The sequence below is a fragment of the Variovorax sp. PBL-E5 genome, from assembly GCF_901827185.1.
Lineage (GTDB): Bacteria > Pseudomonadota > Gammaproteobacteria > Burkholderiales > Burkholderiaceae_C > Variovorax.
The window spans coordinates 2,654,694-2,673,872 of record NZ_LR594671.1 but is presented as its reverse complement, the minus strand read 5'-3'; the positions used below and the strand labels follow the sequence as shown (position 1 = coordinate 2,673,872).

The window sequence follows — 19,179 nt, the reverse complement described above, 5'->3', positions numbered from 1 at the left end:
TTCGTTTGACCCTGCATGCAGTACGCTCTCAGCCTTGCAAAAGATCCACGAGAACCCCATGCGATGCAGTGTCTGTGGCGGGCAGTCTTTCACCGCGCACCCAGTGCTTTGGCCGGCCCTGATCAATGAGTGGCAGCTCTCCGATATCGAAGCTGCCTACATCGACCGCCAACAGGGAGAGACGTGCAACGGATGCGGCTCGAACCTGCGCTCCATCTCGTTGTCCGATGCCCTGCTGTCCTACCTCGGCTTCGGCGGCACCTTGCGCCAAGCGACCCAAGTGGCGGCGGCCCAGGCGCTGCGCCTGCTGGAACTGAACGAGGCCGGCAACCTGAGCCCGGTCCTCCGCGCGTTTGGCGGTTACGCATTCGGCGCCTATCCAGAGGTCGACATGCACTCGATTCCATTCGCCAACGAAACCTTCGACGTCGTGGTGCACTCGGACACGCTGGAACATGTTCCCCATCCGGTTCACGCGCTCGCCGAATGTCGGCGCGTTCTGAAACGCGGCGGCGCGCTGTGCTTCACGGTGCCGGTCATCGTGGGCCGCATGAGCCGCGATCGCAGCGGCCTGTCGAAGAGTTTTCACGGCAGCCCGGCCACGGCCGTCGACGACTATGCGGTCCAGACCGAGTTCGGTGCGGATGCGTGGACCTATGTCATGCAGGCTGGATTCACGAAACTCTCAATCCATGCGGTTGCGTATCCTGCAGCGATTGCCTTCGCAGCGCTCAAGGATTGAAAAACCTCGGCGATCGCCTTCGGCCGCCTGCCCCGGCCAGAGCCGGAAGCTGCCGGAGACTCTCGCAGGGACTTTTCATGCGGGGCCATCGCAGTGAGGTCAGCCGGGCTTACCATCCTCCCCCTGTCGTTCTTCAATCTTTCCAGGAGCCTGGATGGCCCGACCTCACACATCTCGCGATCGAGCGCCGGCATCGCTCGATCAAACCCTCGACAAGACGGAAGCGGTCGCAGCCGATGTGCAGCGCGCATCCGACAACCTCGCGGTCATCAATACCGTGCTGGAGCAGGAGCTGCCCGACGACATCCAGGTGGGCGAGGTGGCCCAGGCCATCGAACATGCCGGGCAACTCGAAAAGAAGCTGGCGCAATCGGCGGAAACGCTGGCCGAGGTCAATGCCGCGCTGACCCAGGAAATCGAGCGGCGCGTCGAGGTCACGGCCGAGCGCGACGAAAACCAGGCCATGATCGACAAGCTGAATACCAAAGCCCGATCGTCCCGCGGCGCATCGACCGAGGGCTGACGCACGGCCGTCTGCTTTCTCCTACGCGATAGCGCGCTGCCGGCTCCTGGGCACTGCCCGGACACAAAGATTAAGTTGAGCAGCTAGTTTCGTAGGCATCCAGACGCATGGCCCTCTTCACGTTCCTTGTCGAAGACAACAGGACCATCCGAGAAAACCTGATCCCCGCACTGGAAGATCTGGCCGGCGTGCAAGTCGTCGGTTGCGCTGAAACGGAGGCCGCCACCATCGAGTGGCTCGCCGCCCATGCCGACGAATGGCAACTCCTGATTGTGGACCTCTTCCTCAAGGAAGGCTCCGGCCTGGGCGTGCTCAGAAGCTGTGCCAGGCGCGCACCGCAACAGCGCGCGGTGGTGCTCAGCAACTACGTCAATGCCGACATTCGTTCGCGCTGCAAGGCACTGGGCGCCGACGCCGTGTTCGACAAGTCGAGGGATCTCGAAGCCTTCTTCGACTATTGCAACAGCGACGCTGCGCCGACCGGCAGCACCTAACGAAAAAGGGGCCCGAAGGCCCCTTGTCTTTTGGCGCGATGCGCTCAGCGCACGACGGCGATCTGCACGCGCTGGCCACCCTTGTAGGTGTAGAGCGTCAGCGCACCGTTCTTGATGTCGCCCTTTTCGTCGAATGCGATCGGACCGGTCAGGCCCTTGTATTGGATCTTGCCGACTTCAGGCAGGTACTTCTCGGGATCGGCCGAGCCGGCCTTCACCATCGCGGCAGCCAGCACCTCCACAGCGTCGTAGACATACGGTGCATAGATCTGGACCTCGACGCCGTTCTTTTCCTTGAACTTCGCCTTCCAGGCCTCCAGCGGTGCCTTGAAGTCGCCTTCGACACCACCGGCTTCGGCGCAGACGACCTTGTCTTCGCCGATCGCGTCGCCGGCCAGCTTGGCCAGCTCGGCCGTGCACAGGCCGTCGCCGCCCATGAACTTCACGTCCATGCCGAGCTGCTTGACCTGCTTGAGCATCGGGCCGCCGACGGCGTCCATGCCGCCGAAGAACAGCACGTCGGGCTTGGCGCCCTTGAGCTTGGTCAGGATGGCGTTGAAGTCGGTCGACTTGTCGGTCGTGAATTCATGGCCGACGATGGTGCCGCCGGCAGCCTTGGCGGCCTTCTCGAATTCTTCAGCGACGCCCTGGCCGTAGGCGGTGCGGTCGTCGATCACGGCGATGTTTTTGCCCTTGAGCGTTTCGACCGCGTACTTGCCCAGCGTGCCGCCGAGCTGCGTGTCGTCAGCCACCACGCGGAAGGCCGTCTTGAAGCCCTGGCGTGTGTACTTGGGGTTGGTCGCCGAGGGCGAGATCTGCGGAATGCCGGCATCGCTGTAGATCTTGGAAGCCGGGATCGTGGTACCAGAGTTCAGGTGACCCACGACGCCGTTGACCTTGCTGTCGACCAGCTTCTGGGCAACCGCGGTGCCTTGCTTGGGATCGCCTGCATCGTCTTCGGCCACCAGCTCGAACTTGGCAACCTTGTCGCCGATCTTGACATTCGCGGCATTCAGATCCTCGATGGCCATGCGTGCGCCCAATTCATTGTCCTTGCCGAGGTGGGCGATGGGGCCGCTGGTCGGCGCGACGTGTCCGATCTTGACGACCAGTGCATCGGCGGGAGGCGCAGCCGCAGGTGCCGCTGCAGTGGGTGCGGGAGCCGCCGCGGGCGCAGCAGCTTCTTCCTTCTTGCCGCAGGCCGCGAGGGTGATAGCAGCAGCCAGTGCGACCGCAGTCCATTTCAATTGCATGGGAACCTCCAGAACATTGATGAATAGAGTTGAAAACCGGTCTTTCGATCCGGGCACAGCCACCGAGCAAGTACCGCGCCGAGGATGCACAGCGCCCTCGCGCTTTCGACCCGGCGCGCAGTTTAGCCCAAGGTTTGCGCGCGCAGCGCTGGCGTAGACCCTGTGTTGTCCGAAAGCTCGTGGGCCAGCGCTTCACTCACCAACGCACGCAAAACCGTCTCGATTTCATTGCGCAATCTGGGGATCAGGGCATCGAGTTGCTGCTGAACGGCAGCTGACACCGCGTCGCTCAGATGCTCCTCCAGGGACAGGTCGACGCGCTGCAGCACGCGATGCAGCAACTGCTCCTCGAGCCGGAAGATCTCGGCTTCGGACCGCTGCGCCTGCGGGTCCAGCGCGATGGTGCGCGACGGCTCGCTCACCGCTGGCGGCGGCACATCCGCAGGCAAGGTCGCCTCGGCGACAGGCGCGGCCTCCGGCGGCAGTTCGAGGACCGTCGTCAAGGTGGGAACGAAGCGAGGCGGTGTGCGCTGCGTGCCGGCCATCAGCTGGAGCTTCCTGCAAAGTCGTGGCGCTGGATCGCATAGCCGCGATCCGCGTAGTGCCGCCAGCGCTTGCGGGCTGCGGAGCGATCGGCGTCGTCGTCGCCGCTGACCGTGTCGATCAAGCGTTCGAAGCGCTCGAAGCCTGCGGGCAGTTCGGCGCCGAGATTCAGCAGCACCTGGCGGTGGGGCGATGGCGCATCGGCGCTGTCCGCCAGAACGACCGGCGAGCGCGACACGGTCTGCGGCTCGGCGGTGCTGCGGCAATGGGCGATGAATTCCGGCGGCGAGAAGGTCCACAGCATCTGGTCGAGCGCATCCAGCGTCGCGCCGTCGGCGACCACCACCACGCGCGCATTGCGGCCGCCGACCGCCTTGCGCAATAGCCGGCAGGCATAGCCCAGCTTGTCCGGCATGTTGAAGTGGAAGTCGATCTCGGTCACTTCGCCGACGCAGTCTTGCGAGCCTTGCGCGCCTTGGGCGACGCAGTCTTCGCGTTGTCCGAGGAAGCCCGGCCCAGCAGGTAGGCCAGCAGCAGTCCGACCGGCCGACCGGTCGATCCCTTGGCCTGCCCGCTCTTCCACGCCACGCCCGCGATGTCGAGATGCGCCCAGGGGAAGTCGGTGGTGAAGCGTTGCAGGAACTTGGCCGCGGTGATCGCACCGCCTGCGCGGCCGGCGATGTTGGCCACGTCGGCGAAGTTGCTCTTGAGGCCCTCCGCATAGTCTTCGTCGAGCGGCATGCGCCAGCAGCGGTCCAGCGACTCCTCGCCCGCGGCCTGCAACGCGCTCGCCAGCGCTTCGTCGGTCGCGAAAAGACCGCTGCGCACACCGCCCAGTGCGATCACGCAGGCACCGGTCAGCGTCGCGATGTCGATCACCGCGGCCGGCTCGAAGCGCTTGGCGTAGTTGAGCGCGTCGCACAGGATCAGGCGGCCTTCGGCGTCGGTGTTGAGCACCTCGATGGTCTGCCCGCTCATGCTCGTCACCACGTCGCCCGGCTTGAGCGCGCGGCCGTCGTTCATGTTCTCGCAGCTCGGGATCAGGCCGATCACGTTGATCGCGGGCTGGATGTCGCCGAGCGCGCGGAACACGCCCAGCACGCTGGCTGCGCCGCACATGTCGAACTTCATCTCGTCCATCTCGGCCGCCGGCTTGAGCGAGACGCCGCCGGTGTCGAAGGTGATGCCCTTGCCGACCAGCACCACGGGGGCCTGGTCCTTGGGCGCGCCCTGGTAGCGCAGCACGATGAAGCGCAGCGGCTCGGCGGACCCCTGGGCCACGCCAGCGAAAGCGCCCATGCCGAGCTTCGCGACCTCCTTCGGGCCCAGCACCTCGCACTTCACGCGCGGCAGCGCGGCCAGCTTGCCGGCGGCATCGGCCAACAGCGAAGGCGTGCAGTAGTTGGCCGGACGATTGCCCCATTCCTTGGCCAGCTCGACACCTGCCACCGTGGCAGCGGCCTGGTCGAAGGCGCCGCGCTGCGCGGCCGAATCGGCCACGCCGAAGACCAACTGCCGGATCGTGCGGGGCTCGGCCTTCGACTTGGTCGTGGTGTAGACATAGCTCGCATCGGCCGCCGCCACCACGGCGCTGCGCAGACAGGCAGCGTCCACGGCGCCGGCGAACACGATCGCGAGGCGCTTGGGGTTGGCGGCCTTGGCTGCGTTGACGGCCGCCGTCACCGCGCTTCGCACCGACGTGGGCTTGCCGTCGCCCGCCGAGACCAGCAGCACGCGCGGCGCAGCGATCCCTGGCGGGCGGTAGAGCGAAAGCAGTTTGCCAGCCTTGTCGGGCAGGTCGCCGGCCTTGCGGGCTTCGGCGATCAACGCCGAGAGCGCATCCTTGGAGGTGCCGGCCTGGGACGCCACGAGGACGATCAGCGCGTCGGTTTTCTCGGCCGCGGCCTGAGCGATGGAGAGGGTCTTGAGTTGAAAGTCCATAATCCTTTTTTTCCCTCGACGATGTTATTCCATTCCTCTCTACGCAAGGAGCTGTCGCGCAGCTTCGGCGCCACGCTCGTGGTGCTGGTCACCATCGTCATGACGATGATGCTGATCCGCACGCTGGGCCTGGCGTCCAAGGGCAGCGTCAATCCCTCCGAGGTCTTCCTGGTGATGACCTACACGGTGCTCGGCTACATGCCCACCATCCTCAGCCTCAGCCTGTTCATCGCCATCGTCGGCACGCTGTCGCGCATGTACAGCGACAGCGAAATGGTGATCTGGTTCTCCAGCGGGCGCGGCCTGGCCGATTTCGTCGAACCGGTGTTCCGCTTCGCATGGCCGGTGCTGGTGCTGATCGCGATGTTCGCGCTGATCGGCTGGCCGTGGGCCAATTCGCAGACCCAGGGCATGCGCGATCAGTACGAGCACCGCAGCGACATCGAGCGCGTGGCGCCGGGCGAATTCCGCGAGTCGGCCGGACGCAACCGCGTGTTCTTCATCGACAAGGACACGCCCGATGGCGCCACGGCATCGAACGTCTTCATCTCCTCGGTCGAGCGCAACCTGCAGATCACCACCTCGGCCCGCAGCGGCCATGTCGAGACCATCGGCGATGCGCGCTACCTGCTGCTGAGCAACGGCCAGCGCGTCGAGCGGCCGTTGTCCAGCACGGAGCTGAAGATCAGCGAATTCCAGACCTACGGTGCCAGGACCGGCGGCGACTCGGGCAATTCGGGCGACGCCGAGCCGGCCCGCTCGCTCACCACGCTCTCGCTGCTGCGGAAGCCGACCCTGATGAACCTCGGCGAGCTGGCATGGCGCTTCGGCATGGTGCTGGCGGGGGCCAATTTCGTGCTGCTGGCACTCGCGCTGTCCAGCGTGAATCCCAGGGTCGGGCGCAGCGGCAACCTGCTTTTCGCACTGTTTGCGTTCGTCATCTACTACAACATGATCAACCTCGGCCAGAGCTGGGTGTCGACCGGCCGTTACGGCATGGGCGGCTTCCTGCTTGCGCTGCATGGCGGGACCCTGCTGATCGGCCTGGCCTGGCTTGCCAAGCGACACTACAACTGGAGCCTGCTGCCACGTCGCGCCGGCAGGTCACCCGCGAACGAATCCCACGCGTGAAAACCATCCGTCGACTGATCTACGTCGAGGTGATCAAGGCGGTGGCCTTCGTCACGCTCGGCTTCCTGAGCCTGTTCTTCTTCTTCGATTTCGTCGACGAGCTGCAATCGATCGGCAAGCCCACGAGCCTGGGCTACGGGGCCGGCCAGGCGCTGATCTACGTCACCCTGCTGATCCCCAGCCACCTGTACGAGCTGCTGCCGATCACGGTGCTGATCGGCACCATCTTCGTGATGGCGAGGTTCGCCCAGAGTTCCGAATACACGATCCTGCGTACCAGCGGCCTCGGACCCTGGCGGGCGTTGCGGGCGCTTCTGCTGCTGGGTCTCGGCTTCGTGGTGCTGACCTTCGCCGTGGGCGACTATGTCTCGCCGATTTCGGATCGCACGGCCCAGCTGCTCAAATCGCGCTATCAGAACGTCTATGCGCTGGCCGGCAATACCGGCGCCTGGCTGAAGGAGAAGCAAGGCGACAAGTCCTATGCGGTCAACGTGATCTCGATGGGCCGCGACGGCACCCTCAAGGACTCGCGCATCTTCGAATTCGATGCCAAGGGCTTTCTCGTCGCACAGACCTCGGCTTCGCTCGCGCGCATCGAGAACGGCCAATGGCGGCTCTTCGGCGTCGAGCGCCAGCAGTACGAAACGAGCGGAACCGGTGACAAGGCGCGTGTCGTCACGAGCACGTTGCCGACCCTCGTCTGGCCGAGCTCCCTGTCCAGCGAAATGGTGTCGGTCGCCCTGCTGCGCCCGGACCGCATGCGCACGCTCGACCTGTTCGAATACATCCGCCACCTCGATGCCAACGGCCAGACGGCGCAGCGCTACGAGATCGAGTTCTGGCGCAAGGTGTTCTATCCGCTGTCGTGCCTCGTGATGGTCGTGCTCGCCCTGCCCTTCGCCTACCTGCACTTCCGCCAGGCGGGCCTGGCGACCTACGTGTTCGGCGGCGTGATGATCGGCATCAGTTTCTTCCTGCTGAACAACGTGTTCGGGTACCTGGGCAACCTGGGCAACTGGGTGCCGTGGTTCACGGCGGCGGCGCCGGGAATGATCTATTCGGTGATGTCGCTGGCCGCATTCACCTGGCTGGTATTGAGGCGCTAGCGACGATGGCTGCAATCGCCGGCATCGTGCTGTTCGCGCACGGTTCGCGCGACGAGCGCTGGCGCCTGCCGGTGGAGGCCGTGGCCCGACGCGTTCAGGCGCTGGACCCGTCCGTCCGCGTGGCCTGCGCCTACCTCGAGCTGGTCGCTCCCGATCTGCGCGAAGTCACGGCCGGCCTGATTGCCGGCGGCGCCACCGCCATTCGCATCGTGCCGCTTTTTCTCGGCATGGGAAGGCACGCGCGCGAAGACCTGCCGCATCTGGTCGACGAGATGCGCCGCCTTTATCCCAATGTGGCGTTCTCGCTGGCCAGGGCCGTCGGCGAGGAGCCGGACGTGATCGAACTGCTGGCGTTGAAGGCATTGGGCCGATGACCGGACGCCGATCCGACATAGACTCCGAAGGCATAATAAAAACCGAATTAAGACGGAATTTGTTATGAATCTTCACCAGTTCAAGTTTGTGCAGGAAGCGGTGCGGCGCAACCTCAATCTGACCGAGGCGGCCAAGGCGCTGCACACCTCGCAGCCTGGCGTGTCCAAGGCCATCATCGAGCTCGAGGAGGAACTGGGTGTCGAGATCTTCGCGCGCCACGGCAAGCGCCTCAAACGCGTGACCGAACCGGGCCAGCACGTGCTCGCGAGCATCGAACTCATCATGCGCGAGGTCGGCAACCTCAAGCGCATCGGCGAGCAGTTCAGCGCGCAGGACAGCGGCACCCTGTCGATCGCCACCACGCACACGCAGGCGCGCTACGTGCTGCCGGTGCCGGTGGCCAGGCTGCGCGAGGCCTATCCGAAAGTCAACGTGAGCCTGCACCAAGGCTCGCCCGATCAGGTCGCGCGCATGGTGATCGACGAGATCGCGGAGATCGGCATCGCCACCGAATCGCTGGCCGACTACGCCGAGCTCGTGACCATGCCGTGCTACGAGTGGCAGCACGTGCTGGTGCTGCCCAAGACCCATGCGCTGGCGGACAAGGAACGCATCTCGCTCGACGACCTGGCGAACGAGCCGATCATCACCTACCACCCGTCTTTCACCGGCCGCACGCGCATCGACCATGCGTTCGCACAGAAGAAGCTCACGCCGCGCATCGCGCTCGAAGCCATCGATTCCGACGTGATCAAGACCTATGTGCGGCTCGGCCTCGGCGTCGGCATCGTGGCCGAGATGGCAGTGCGCGACGACTCCAATGCCGATCTCGTCGTGCGTCCGATGGGCCACGTGTTCGGCGTCAACATCGCGCGTGTCGCGTTCAAGCGCAGCGCCTACCTGCGCAACTTCGTCTTCAAATTCGCCGAGTTGCTGTCGGACCGGCTCGACCGCAACCTGATCGCCAAGGCCTTGGCCGGTCACAACCAGGACTACGAACTGTGAGCTCCGCCCTTGCCCGCACGCCCGCCGTCACGACCAAGCTGCCTGCGGTCGGCACCACCATCTTCACCGTGATGTCGGCACTGGCCGCCGAGAAGAATGCGGTGAATCTCGGCCAGGGTTTCCCGGATTTCGATTGCGATCCGAGGCTGCTCGAAGCCGTCACGCGCGCGATGGCGGCCGGCCACAACCAGTACCCGCCGATGCCCGGCATCCCGGCGCTGCGCCAGGCGATCGCCTCGAAGATCGAGACCCTCTACGGCCACGGCTACGACCCGCAGACCGAGATCACCATCACCGCCGGCGCCACGCAGGCGATCATCACCGCCATCCTGGCCGTGGTGCGGCCGGGCGACGAAGTGATCGTGCTGGAACCCTGCTACGACAGCTACGTGCCCAACATCGAACTGGCCGGCGGCAGAGTGGTGCGCGTGCCGCTGACGCCGGGCACCTTCCGTCCGGACTTCGACAAGATCGCGGCCGCCCTCACGCCGCGCACGCGCGCGATCATCGTCAACACGCCGCACAACCCGAGCGCCACGGTGTGGACCGAAGCCGAGATGCGCGCGCTCGAGTCGCTGCTCGCACCCACCGATGTGCTGGTGATCTGCGACGAGGTGTACGAGCACATGGTCTATGCCGGCGCCCGCCACGAAAGCGCGAGCCGGTTCCCGGACCTGGCCGCACGCAGCTTCATCGTGAGCAGCTTCGGCAAGACCTATCACGTGACGGGCTGGAAAGTCGGCTACGTGGCCGCGCCGGCGCCGCTGTCGGCGGAATTCCGCAAGGTGCACCAGTTCAACGTGTTCACGGTCAACACGCCGATGCAGCATGCGCTGGCGAGCTACATGGCCGATCCGGCGCCGTACCTCGAACTCCCGGCCTTCTACCAGCACAAGCGCGATCTGTTCGCGGCCGGCCTCGCCAGCACGCGGCTGAAGCTGCTGCCCAGCGCGGGAACCTACTTCCAGTGCGTCGACATCAGCGAAGTCAGCGACCTGGGCGAAGCCGACTTCTGTCAGTGGCTGACGAGCGAGATCGGCGTCGCGGCCATCCCGCTGTCGGCCTTCTACGGCGATGGATTCGACCAGCGCGTGGTTCGCTTCTGCTTTGCCAAGAAGGACGAAACGCTGCAGGCGGCCATCGACCGACTGGCACGGCTCTGACATCCGCGGTAGAAGAGTCCTGACCGCGGGAAGGCGCGCCTTCCGTCGAGGGTGCCGAAGGAAGGCGTCGAGCATCGGCTCTTCCAAACATTCCGCCCTAGGAGAACTCCATGTCCCTGTCGTTGATCCTGCTGATCATCGTGATCCTGCTTCTGGTCGGCGCGCTGCCGAGCTGGGGCTACAGCCGCAGCTGGGGTTATGGTCCGAGCGGCGGCCTCGGTCTGGTGCTGGTCATCGTGATCGTGTTGCTCGTGATGGGCCGCATATAGAGCCCCCAGGCGTCGTTCGATACCCCTGCAGAAAGACCCGCTTCGGCGGGTTTTTCTTTACCTGCTCGGTTCGATGATGCCCGCTCAGCTCTCGCCGCGCGGCACGCCGGTCGCCAGACGGCCGCCTCCTGCAGTCGCGGCAGGCCGCAGATGGCGGCGCTGCGAATAGAAGTCCAGCACCCAATAGATGACGAACGACACCGCGACCGCCGAGACATAGAAAAGAATCGGCGAGCGCAGACCCGTCTGCTTGAGCAGGAAGTAGACCGACATGTGAACCAGGTAGAGCGGATAGGAAATATCACCCAGCAAACGCAGGACTGCGGATGCGCGCGCGTTCTGGATCGGCCTGCGCGCCAGGCGCACGAAGGCCCAGAGCACCAGGGCGAGGGTGCAGGCTTGCAGAAGGTTGTCGACGATGTCGTGCGTGAAGAAATCGGGCACCCCGCCGTGCTTCCAGCGCCAGCCGAACTGAATGGCCGCCGCGAGCAGGATATGCACCGTGAAGATAAGTGCGATGTCTTTCAGGACCGGCACTGGGTTCTGCAAATTCCTCGCCAGCCGCAGCCCGGCCAGCCAGATGAACGCCAGCAGCAACAAATTGGCGCCGTATCCGAGGCCGGCATAGTAGTCCAGATGGAACAAGGTGCGTCCGCAGGTGTACGCCACGTAGCAGCCGAATGACACGAACACGAGCTTTCGCAAGGTCGAGTCCTTCAGCGTGAAGAACAGGGGCGTGAGGCTGTAGAGCCAGAACTCGAGCGCGAGGCTCCATGCAGGCCCGACGAAGGAGGTCGCGGTGACGATCTGATTGAGGAACAGCACGTTGGCCAGCAGCGCCAGCACGGGGGGATGCGATCCGTGCTCCATCACGAACACGATGTACGCAAGGACGATGCTCGCCAGGTAGACCGGGTAGATGCGCTTGACCCGGCGAATCAGAAATCCGTCCGGCACCTTGATGAAGGAAGCACCGATGGAGTAGCCACTGATCAGCAGAAAGCCCAGCACCGCTTCGAAGGCACCGAGCTTCGGGATCAGGCTCCAGGCGCCGATGGGAACGTATTCGCGCAGGTGGTCGAAGGCAACGATGGAGGCGAGCAGAAACCTGAGCGCGGCCAATAGGCTCCATTTCTCGAACTGCGGCAGTTGCATCACGTGTTCCTAGGCTGATGGGGGGCCAAATTTCATCGACCCCACACGGCGAGGCGGGCTGGATCCCAATCGTAACGCAATGCATACTTTTGTATGCGAATATTTTCTCGCCCAAACGGCATATTTACATCGATAGCAGTGCCCAGAGCTTGTCCAGCCGCTTGACGCTCACCGGCTGCGGCGTGCGCAGCTCCTGGGCGAACAGGCTGACCCTCAACTCCTCCAGCAGCCATCGCAGTTCGCTCATGCGCTCGTCGACCTTGCCCTTGCGCTCGGCCACCAGGCGCCAGTAGCGCTGCTCCTGCGGCCGCAGCTCGGCCATCCGCTGCGTATCGCGCGCGGGATCGGCGCGCAGCTTGTCCAGGCGCAACGTGATGGCCTTGAGGTAGCGCGCGAAGTGCTGCAGCTGCGGCCACGGCGTTCCGATGATGAAGTCTCGGCCGATCAGGCGCTGCAGCTGCTGCGACGCATCCGCCGCGGTATCGGGCGCGGCCTTCGAATCCCTGATCTTGCGCAGCGCCGTGCCGTACTCGACGAGGATCACGCCGGCCAGCCGCGCGACCTCGTTGGCAATCAGCGTGAGGCGGCCGCGGCCTTCCTCGACGCGGCGCTTGAATGCGGTCTCGTCGGCCGGCAAGGGATCCTGCAGGAACGCACGCTCCAGCGCGACATCGATGATCTGCGCGCGCAGGTCCTCGAGCGTGCCGAGCGGCATGTAGAGCACCGCCATCTTCTGCAGGTCGGGGATGTTCTTCTCGAGGTATTTCAGCGCGTCCCTGAGCTGCAGCGCGAAGAGCCGCCGCAGGCCCGCGCGATGCTTCGCTGCCGCGACGGCCGGCTCGTCGAAGACTTCGATCGTGACCGCGTCGCCGCCGTCGATCAGCGCCGGAAAGCCGATCAGCGATTGCGCGCCGCGCCGGACTTCCATGAGTTCAGGCAGCTCGCCGAAGGTCCAAGCGGTATAGCGCTGTCCCGCGGGCGGCGCGGCTGCGGCCGGTTCCGCGGACCGGGCAACGCCGGCATCGGCGACCGATCTTTCCGGCCCTCCGGCGCCTGCGGGCGGCACCGAAGCCCTGACATTCAGGACGGCCAGTGCCTGGAACGCGCCGCGCGCCTGCGCGCCGAGCTCCGCCTTCAGCGCGCCCAGATTGCGCCCCATGCCGAGTTGCCGGCCATGCTCGTCGACCACGCGCAGGTTCATGAAGAGATGCGGCGGCAGCATGTCGAGCTTGAAGTCGGCGCGCTTCACGTCGAGGCTGGTCTCGTCGCGCACGCGCTTGAGCACGGCATCGGTCAACGCGCCGGCACCGAAGACCTCGGGCGCCGAGAGCTGTTCGGCGTAGCGCGCCGCGGATTCAGGCAACGGCACCAGCCGCGCGCGCGGCTTCTGCGGCAGGCTCTTTTGCAGCGCCTGGATCTTGTCCTTCAGCATGCCGGTGACCAGCCACTCGCAACGCTCCTCGCTGACCTGGTTCAGCACGAAGAGCGGCACCGTGACGGTGAGGCCGTCGCGCGCATCGCCGGGCTCGTGCAGGTAACTTGCCGCGCAATCGACGCCGCCGAGGCGCACGGTCGCCGGGAAGGACTGCGTCGTGATGCCGGCCGCCTGATGCCGCATCAACTCGTCGCGTGTGAGATACAACAGCCGCGGCTGTTCCTTCGACAAGCGCCGGTACCAGTTCTCGAACATGACGCCACTGGCCGCGTCGGCCGGCAGCTGGGCATCGTAGAACGCATAGATCAGCTCGTCGTCGACCAGCACGTCCTGCCGGCGCGACTTGTGTTCGAGCCCCTCGACCTCGCGCACCAGCTTGCGGTTGGCGGCTAGAAACGGCAGCCTGCTTTCCCACTGCCCGCCGACCAGCGCTTCGCGAATGAAGATGTCTCGCGCCGCGACCGGATCGACCTTGGTGAAGTCGACGCGCCGTCCGCTGTACACCACCAGCCCGTAGAGCGTGGCGCGTTCCAGCGCCGTGACCTGGGCGCTCTTCTTTTCCCAGTGCGGATCGAGCAGCTGCTTCTTCAGCAGATGGCCGCCGACCTGCTCCAGCCATTGCGGCTCGATGTTGGCGATGCCGCGGCCGAAGAGCCGCGTGGTCTCGACCAGTTCGGCCGCGACGATCCAGCGCCCCGGCTTCTTCTTCAGATGCGCGCCGGGATGGCGATAGAACTTGATGCCGCGCGCGCCGAGGTAGGCCTCGTCGTCCTCGGGCTTCCAGCCGATATTGCCGAGCAGACCGGCCAGCATCGACAGATGCAATGGTTCGTAGCCCGCCGGCTCGGCGTTGATGCGCCACTTGTGCTCGGTGACGACGGTCAACAATTGCGAGTGGATGTCGCGCCATTCGCGCACGCGGCGGATGTTGATGAAGTTCTGGCGCAGCAACTGCTCGTACTGGCGGTTGCTGAGCTTGTGGCTGTCGCCATGGCCGCCGCGCGCATCGTGGATCCATTTCCATAATCGCAGGTAGCCGCTGAACTCGCTCTTCTCGTCGTCGAACTGCGAATGCGCCTGGTCGGCCTGCTGTTGCGCTTCCATCGGCCGGTCGCGCACGTCCTGCACGCTGAGCGCGCTGGCGATCACCAGCACTTCCTCGAGCGCGCCGCGCGTGCGCGCTTCGAGGATCATGCGGCCGACGCGCGGATCGAGCGGCAGCCGCGCCAGCTCGCCGCCGGTCGGCGTGAGTTCATTCGCATCGTCCACCGCGCCCAGTTCGTTCAGCAACTGGTAGCCGTCGGCGATCGCGCGCCGCTGCGGTGCTTCGAGAAAAGGAAAGCGCTCCACGTCGCCCAGGTGCAGCGACTTCATGCGCAGGATCACGCCCGCGAGCGAGGAGCGCAGGATCTCGGGGTCGGTGAAGCGCGGCCGGCCTTCGAAATCCTTCTCGTCGTAGAGCCGGATGCAGATCCCGTCCGCCACCCGGCCGCAGCGTCCGGCCCGCTGGTTGGCCGCGGCCTGGCTGATCGGCTCGACCAGCAGCTGCTCGACCTTGCTGCGGAAGCTGTAGCGCTTGACGCGCGCGGTGCCGGTGTCGATCACGTAGCGGATGCCCGGCACGGTGAGCGAAGTTTCGGCGACGTTGGTGGCCAGCACGATGCGGCGGCCGGTGTGGCCGTCGAAGATGCGGTCCTGCTCGGCCTGCGACAGGCGCGCGAACAGCGGCAGCACCTCGGCGCTGCGCATCAGCGGCTGGTGGCTCAGGTGCCGCCGAAGATGATCGGCGGCCTCGCGGATTTCGCGCTCGCCGGGGAGAAAGACCAGGATGTCGCCCGCGTGGTGCGGATCGCGCCAGAGCTCATCGACGCCCTCGGCGATGGCGTCGTTCAGGTCATGGTCGCGCGACTCCTCGAAGGGCCGATAGCGCTGCTCGACCGGAAACATGCGCCCCGACACCATGATCGTCGGCGCCGGTCCCTTGGCAGAAGCAAAGTGCTGCGCGAAGCGATCGGCATCGATCGTGGCCGAGGTCACGATCACCTTCAGATCGGGCCGTCGCGGCAATATCTCGCGCAGGTAGCCGAGCAGGAAGTCGATGTTGAGCGAGCGCTCGTGCGCCTCGTCGATGATCAGCGTGTCGTAGGCCTTGAGCAGCGGATCGGTCTGCGTCTCGGCCAGCAGGATGCCGTCGGTCATCAGCTTGACGGAAGCGTCGCGCGACAGCCGGTCCTGGAAGCGCACCTTGAACCCGACCACTTCGCCCAGCGGCGTCTTCAGTTCCTCCGCGATGCGCTTGGCGACAGAGGACGCCGCGATGCGCCGCGGCTGCGTGTGGCCGATGAGCCGCCCCTTGCCAGCCGGCGCGTTGAGCTTGCCGCGCCCGAGCGCCAGCGCGATCTTGGGCAGCTGCGTGGTCTTGCCCGAACCGGTCTCGCCGCAGACGATCACGACCTGGTTCGCGGCGATCGCGGCCATGATTTCGTCGCGCCGGGCCGACACCGGCAAGGACTCGGGAAACTCGATTCGAAGAGGAGACGAAGACAAGGCGGGCAGTTCGGGGAAAATCGCCGATTATCTTGCGCCGGCCTTTCCGCCGCTCCCACCCTCCCCATGTCCACCGTTTTCAACTTCACCTTCGTCCCCTGGTTCCGCTCGGTGGCGCCCTACATCCACATGCACCGCGGCAAGACCTTCGTGGTTGCGATCGCGGGCGAAGCCATCGCGGCGGGCAAGCTTCCGAACATCGCGCAGGATCTGGCGCTGATCCAGAGCATGGGCGTCAAGGTGGTGCTGGTGCACGGCTTTCGCCCGCAGGTCAACGAGCAGCTGCGCGCCAAGGGCCATGCGGCGCGCTACTCGCACGGCATGCGCATCACCGACGAGGTCGCGCTCGATTGCGCGCAGGAGGCCGCAGGCCAGCTGCGCTACGAGATCGAGGCCGCATTCAGCCAGGGCCTGCCGAACACGCCGATGGCCGGCTCCACCGTGCGCATGATCTCGGGCAACTTCATCACGGCGCGGCCCGTGGGCGTGGTCGACGGCGTCGACTTCCAGCATTCGGGCCTGGTGCGCAAGGTCGATGCCGTGGGCATCCGCCGCGGGCTGGATTTCGGCGCCATGGTGCTGATGTCGCCCTTCGGCTTCTCGCCCACCGGCGAGGCCTTCAACCTCACGATGGAAGAGGTCGCGACCAGCGTGGCGATCTCGATCCAGGCCGACAAGCTGATCTTCCTGACCGAGATCCCCGGCATCCCCCTCGACACCAGCCGGCCCGTCGGCGAGGACAACCCGATCGACACCGAGTTGCCGCTCGACACCGCGAAGAAGCTGCTGGCCTCGCTCGCGCCGGCGCAGCGGCCGACCGACACCGCGTTCTATCTGCAGCACTGCGTCAAGGCCTGCGAGGCGGGCGTGGAGCGCAACCACATCCTGCCCTTCTCCGTCGACGGCTCGCTGCTGCTGGAGGTCTACGTGCACGACGGCATCGGCACGATGGTGATCGACGAGAAGCTCGAATCGCTGCGCGAGGCCACGGCCGACGACATCGGCGGCATCCTCCAGCTGATCGAGCCCTTCGAGCGCGACGGCACGCTGGTCAAGCGCAGCCGCACCGAGATCGAACGCGACATCGGCCAGTACACGGTGATCGAGCACGACGGCGTGATCTTCGGCTGCGCCGCGCTCTACCCCTATCCCGAGGCGAAGACCGCCGAGATGGCGGCGCTGACCGTGTCGCCGCAATCGCAGTCGCAGGGCGACGGCGAGCGCATCCTCAAGCGCATCGAACAGCGCGCCAGGGCGCTGGGCATCGAAAGCATCTTCGTGCTGACCACGCGCACCATGCACTGGTTCCTGAAGCGCGGCTTCCAGCAGGTCAACCCCGACTGGCTGCCCGAAGCGCGCAAGCGCAAGTACAACTGGGACCGCAAGAGCCAGGTGCTGGTCAAGCGGCTGTAGCCCTGACGCACACACGACAATCCAGGCCATGAACCCCCTGCTCGCCAAACTGCAGCCCTACCCCTTCGAGCGGCTGCGACAACTCTTTGCGGGCGTCACGCCCAATGCCGATTTCAAGCCGATCAGCCTCGGCATCGGCGAGCCCAAGCACGCGACGCCGCAGTTCATCAAGGACACGCTGTGTGCCAGCCTCGGCGCGCTGGCCGCGTACCCGGCCACGGCCGGCGAACTCAAGCTGCGCGAGGCCTTCACCGGTTGGCTGAAGCGGCGCTACGACCTGCAGCTCGACCCGGCCACGCAGGTGCTGCCGGTGAACGGCTCGCGCGAGGCGCTGTTCGCGCTGGCACAGACCGTGGTGGATGCGACGAAGACGCCGACGCCGGTGGTGCTGTCGCCCAATCCCTTCTATCAGATCTACGAAGGCGCGGCCCTGCTCGCGGGCGCCGAGCCGTACTACGTGCCGAGCGTGCCCGGGCGCAACTTCGCCGTCGACTGGGACAGCGTGCCCGAGGATGTGTGGCGCCGCACGCAGCTGGTGTTCGTCTGCTCGCCCGGCAACCCGACCGGCGCCGTGATGCCGCTCGACGAATGGCGCAAGCTGTTCGCGCTGTCCGACCGGCATGGCTTCGTGATCGCCGCCGACGAGTGCTACAGCGAGATCTATTTCCGCGACGAGCCGCCGCTCGGCGGGCTCGAGGCCGCGGCCAAGCTGGGCCGCAACGACTTCCGCAACCTGATCGCCCTCACCTCGCTGTCCAAGCGCAGCAACGTGCCGGGCCTGCGCAGCGGCTTCGTGGCCGGCGATGCCGCCATCATCAAGTCCTTCCTGCTGTACCGCACCTACCACGGCAGCGCGATGAGCGGCGCGGTCGCCGCGGCCAGCATCGCGGCCTGGAACGACGAGGCGCACGTGGTCGACAACCGCGCGCAGTACCGTGCCAAGTTCGCCGCCGTGACGCCGCTGCTCGAACCGGTGCTCGACGTGCGGCTGCCCGACGCCAGCTTCTACCTCTGGGCCGGCATCCCGGCTTCATGGCAGGGCGACGATCCGGCCTTCGCCCGCGCGCTCCACGCTCACTACAATGTGACCGTGCTGCCCGGCAGCTATCTCGCCCGCGAGGTCGGCGGCCACAACCCAGGCCGCGGACGCATCCGCATGGCGCTGGTGGCGGACACCGCCGAATGCACCGAGGCTGCGCAGCGCATCGTGAACTTCATCCAGAACCGAGCTTTCTCATGACCCAACAACTTCAGCAGATCATCGACGCCGCGTGGGAAGACCGCGCCAGCATTTCCCCCAGCAGCGCGCCGAAGGAAATCCGCGATGCCGTCGAGCACGTGATCGTCAAACTCAACAACGGCAAGCTGCGGGTCGCCACACGCGAGAGCGTGGGCCAGTGGACCGTGCACCAGTGGATCAAGAAGGCCGTGCTGCTGTCGTTCCGCCTCAAGGACAATGAACAGATCCAGGCCGGCGCGCTGGGCTTCTACGACAAGGTGCAGACCAAGTTCTCGCACCTGTCGGCCAACGAACTCCAGGAAGCCGGCGTGCGCATCGTGCCGCCCGCCGTGGCACGCCGCGGCAGCTTCATCGCCAAGGGCGCGATCCTGATGCCTTCCTACGTCAACATCGGCGCCTACGTCGGTGAAGGCACGATGGTCGATACCTGGGCCACGGTCGGCTCCTGCGCCCAGATCGGCGCCAACGTGCATCTCTCGGGCGGCGTCGGCATCGGCGGCGTGCTGGAGCCGCTGCAGGCCGGCCCGACCATCATCGAGGACAACTGCTTCATCGGCGCGCGCTCCGAAGTGGTCGAAGGCGTGGTGGTCGAAGAGAACTCGGTGCTGTCGATGGGCGTGTACATCGGCCAGAGCACGCCGATCTACGACCGCGCGACCGGCGAAGTCAGCTACGGCCGCGTGCCCGCGGGCTCGGTCGTGATCAGCGGCACGCTGCCCAAGGACAATGGACGCTACAGCCTCTACGCCGCGATCATCGTGAAGCGCGTGGATGCGCAAACGCGTGCCAAGACCTCGCTGAACGACCTGCTGCGAGACTGATCTCAACCCTGACGCCGAGGAGT

At 65.8% G+C, this 19,179-nt stretch carries 18 protein-coding genes; 12 read left to right on the top strand and 6 right to left on the bottom strand.

What is annotated here, in order from left to right; genetic code table 11:
* Positions 1–34: 34 nt before the first annotated feature.
* From WDLP6_RS13025 to WDLP6_RS13015, 3 genes are all read left to right on the top strand, one after another.
* Positions 35–742: a class I SAM-dependent methyltransferase gene (locus WDLP6_RS13025; RefSeq protein ID WP_232077049.1), complete on the top strand. Its 708-nt coding sequence runs from the start codon at positions 35–37 to the stop codon at positions 740–742.
* A gap of 154 nt (positions 743–896) precedes the next feature.
* Positions 897–1,265: a hypothetical protein gene (locus tag WDLP6_RS13020; RefSeq protein ID WP_162592669.1), complete on the top strand. Its 369-nt coding sequence runs from the start codon at positions 897–899 to the stop codon at positions 1,263–1,265.
* 107 nt (positions 1,266–1,372) lie between these two features.
* Entirely contained in the window at positions 1,373–1,759 is a 387-nt protein-coding gene (locus WDLP6_RS13015) for a response regulator (protein ID WP_162592668.1), read from the top strand.
* Between the two features lie 44 nt (positions 1,760–1,803).
* On the opposite strand, the gene WDLP6_RS13010 is transcribed toward WDLP6_RS13015, so the two are convergent.
* The 4 genes from WDLP6_RS13010 to WDLP6_RS12995 form a co-directional block, all read right to left on the bottom strand.
* Complete coding sequence (locus WDLP6_RS13010) at positions 1,804–3,012, bottom strand: branched-chain amino acid ABC transporter substrate-binding protein (protein ID WP_162592667.1); 1,209 nt, start codon at positions 3,010–3,012, stop codon at positions 1,804–1,806.
* A 122-nt stretch (positions 3,013–3,134) separates the two neighbouring features.
* On the bottom strand, positions 3,135–3,557 hold the full coding sequence (locus WDLP6_RS13005; protein ID WP_162592666.1) for a hypothetical protein: 423 nt from the start codon (positions 3,555–3,557) through the stop codon (positions 3,135–3,137).
* Complete coding sequence (locus WDLP6_RS13000) at positions 3,557–3,997, bottom strand: DNA polymerase III subunit chi (RefSeq protein WP_162567598.1); 441 nt, start codon at positions 3,995–3,997, stop codon at positions 3,557–3,559. Before WDLP6_RS13000 ends, WDLP6_RS13005 begins: the two co-directional genes overlap by 1 nt.
* Positions 3,994–5,496 (bottom strand): leucyl aminopeptidase, encoded by a 1,503-nt coding sequence (locus WDLP6_RS12995; RefSeq protein WP_162592665.1) that lies wholly within the window; start codon positions 5,494–5,496, stop codon positions 3,994–3,996. The genes WDLP6_RS13000 and WDLP6_RS12995 overlap by 4 nt, the downstream gene beginning before the upstream one ends.
* Positions 5,497–5,517: 21 nt before the next feature.
* On the opposite strand from WDLP6_RS12995, the gene lptF reads away from it, so the two are divergent.
* The 6 genes from lptF (at position 5,518) to WDLP6_RS12965 (ending at position 10,545) form a co-directional block, all read left to right on the top strand.
* Entirely contained in the window at positions 5,518–6,627 is a 1,110-nt protein-coding gene (gene lptF / locus WDLP6_RS12990; protein WP_162592664.1) for an LPS export ABC transporter permease LptF, read from the top strand.
* Positions 6,624–7,733 (top strand): LPS export ABC transporter permease LptG, encoded by a 1,110-nt coding sequence (gene lptG / locus WDLP6_RS12985; RefSeq protein WP_162592663.1) that lies wholly within the window; start codon positions 6,624–6,626, stop codon positions 7,731–7,733. Before lptF ends, lptG begins: the two co-directional genes overlap by 4 nt.
* A 5-nt stretch (positions 7,734–7,738) precedes the next feature.
* Positions 7,739–8,107 carry a sirohydrochlorin chelatase gene (locus WDLP6_RS12980; RefSeq protein WP_162592662.1) on the top strand — a complete coding sequence of 123 codons (369 nt, stop codon included), beginning with the start codon at positions 7,739–7,741 and terminating at the stop codon, positions 8,105–8,107.
* Positions 8,108–8,171: 64 nt separating this feature from the next.
* Positions 8,172–9,113: a CysB family HTH-type transcriptional regulator gene (locus tag WDLP6_RS12975; protein WP_162592661.1), complete on the top strand. Its 942-nt coding sequence runs from the start codon at positions 8,172–8,174 to the stop codon at positions 9,111–9,113.
* Positions 9,110–10,276, top strand: coding sequence for a pyridoxal phosphate-dependent aminotransferase (locus WDLP6_RS12970; RefSeq protein WP_162592660.1), 1,167 nt, complete (start codon positions 9,110–9,112; stop codon positions 10,274–10,276). Before WDLP6_RS12975 ends, WDLP6_RS12970 begins: the two co-directional genes overlap by 4 nt.
* A 110-nt stretch (positions 10,277–10,386) precedes the next feature.
* On the top strand, positions 10,387–10,545 hold the full coding sequence (locus WDLP6_RS12965; protein ID WP_162567591.1) for a DUF3309 family protein: 159 nt from the start codon (positions 10,387–10,389) through the stop codon (positions 10,543–10,545).
* A gap of 84 nt (positions 10,546–10,629) precedes the next feature.
* Here WDLP6_RS12965 and WDLP6_RS12960 read toward each other — a convergent pair whose 3' ends face one another.
* Complete coding sequence (locus tag WDLP6_RS12960) at positions 10,630–11,700, bottom strand: acyltransferase family protein (RefSeq protein WP_162592659.1); 1,071 nt, start codon at positions 11,698–11,700, stop codon at positions 10,630–10,632.
* 124 nt (positions 11,701–11,824) lie between these two features.
* Positions 11,825–15,613: an ATP-dependent RNA helicase HrpA gene (gene hrpA / locus WDLP6_RS12955; RefSeq protein WP_232077452.1), complete on the bottom strand. Its 3,789-nt coding sequence runs from the start codon at positions 15,611–15,613 to the stop codon at positions 11,825–11,827.
* A 135-nt stretch (positions 15,614–15,748) separates the two neighbouring features.
* On the opposite strand from hrpA, the gene argA reads away from it, so the two are divergent.
* The 3 genes from argA to dapD are packed head-to-tail and all read left to right on the top strand — an operon-like array spanning position 15,749 to position 19,156.
* The gene (gene argA, locus WDLP6_RS12950; protein ID WP_162567588.1) at positions 15,749–17,095 is read left to right on the top strand and encodes an amino-acid N-acetyltransferase; all 1,347 of its coding nucleotides are present in this window, start codon (positions 15,749–15,751) and stop codon (positions 17,093–17,095) included.
* A gap of 28 nt (positions 17,096–17,123) precedes the next feature.
* A complete protein-coding gene (gene dapC, locus WDLP6_RS12945) occupies positions 17,124–18,335 on the top strand; it encodes a succinyldiaminopimelate transaminase (RefSeq protein ID WP_162592657.1) in 1,212 nt (403 codons plus the stop codon).
* Positions 18,332–19,156, top strand: coding sequence for a 2,3,4,5-tetrahydropyridine-2,6-dicarboxylate N-succinyltransferase (gene dapD, locus WDLP6_RS12940; RefSeq protein WP_162592656.1), 825 nt, complete (start codon positions 18,332–18,334; stop codon positions 19,154–19,156). The genes dapC and dapD overlap by 4 nt, the downstream gene beginning before the upstream one ends.
* Positions 19,157–19,179: the final 23 nt, after the last annotated feature.

Coding starts and splice junctions, on each gene's coding strand:
- WDLP6_RS13020 (WP_162592669.1), top strand. CDS start 897: ATGGCCCGACCTCACACATCTCGCGATCGAGCGCCGGCATCGCTCGAT.
- WDLP6_RS13015 (WP_162592668.1), top strand. CDS start 1,373: ATGGCCCTCTTCACGTTCCTTGTCGAAGACAACAGGACCATCCGAGAA.
- WDLP6_RS13010 (WP_162592667.1), bottom strand. CDS start 3,012: ATGCAATTGAAATGGACTGCGGTCGCACTGGCTGCTGCTATCACCCTC.
- WDLP6_RS13005 (WP_162592666.1), bottom strand. CDS start 3,557: ATGGCCGGCACGCAGCGCACACCGCCTCGCTTCGTTCCCACCTTGACG.
- WDLP6_RS12995 (WP_162592665.1), bottom strand. CDS start 5,496: ATGGACTTTCAACTCAAGACCCTCTCCATCGCTCAGGCCGCGGCCGAG.
- lptF (WP_162592664.1), top strand. CDS start 5,518: ATGTTATTCCATTCCTCTCTACGCAAGGAGCTGTCGCGCAGCTTCGGC.
- WDLP6_RS12980 (WP_162592662.1), top strand. CDS start 7,739: ATGGCTGCAATCGCCGGCATCGTGCTGTTCGCGCACGGTTCGCGCGAC.
- WDLP6_RS12975 (WP_162592661.1), top strand. CDS start 8,172: ATGAATCTTCACCAGTTCAAGTTTGTGCAGGAAGCGGTGCGGCGCAAC.
- WDLP6_RS12965 (WP_162567591.1), top strand. CDS start 10,387: ATGTCCCTGTCGTTGATCCTGCTGATCATCGTGATCCTGCTTCTGGTC.
- WDLP6_RS12960 (WP_162592659.1), bottom strand. CDS start 11,700: ATGCAACTGCCGCAGTTCGAGAAATGGAGCCTATTGGCCGCGCTCAGG.
- hrpA (WP_232077452.1), bottom strand. CDS start 15,613: ATGGCCGCGATCGCCGCGAACCAGGTCGTGATCGTCTGCGGCGAGACC.
- argA (WP_162567588.1), top strand. CDS start 15,749: ATGTCCACCGTTTTCAACTTCACCTTCGTCCCCTGGTTCCGCTCGGTG.
- dapC (WP_162592657.1), top strand. CDS start 17,124: ATGAACCCCCTGCTCGCCAAACTGCAGCCCTACCCCTTCGAGCGGCTG.
- dapD (WP_162592656.1), top strand. CDS start 18,332: ATGACCCAACAACTTCAGCAGATCATCGACGCCGCGTGGGAAGACCGC.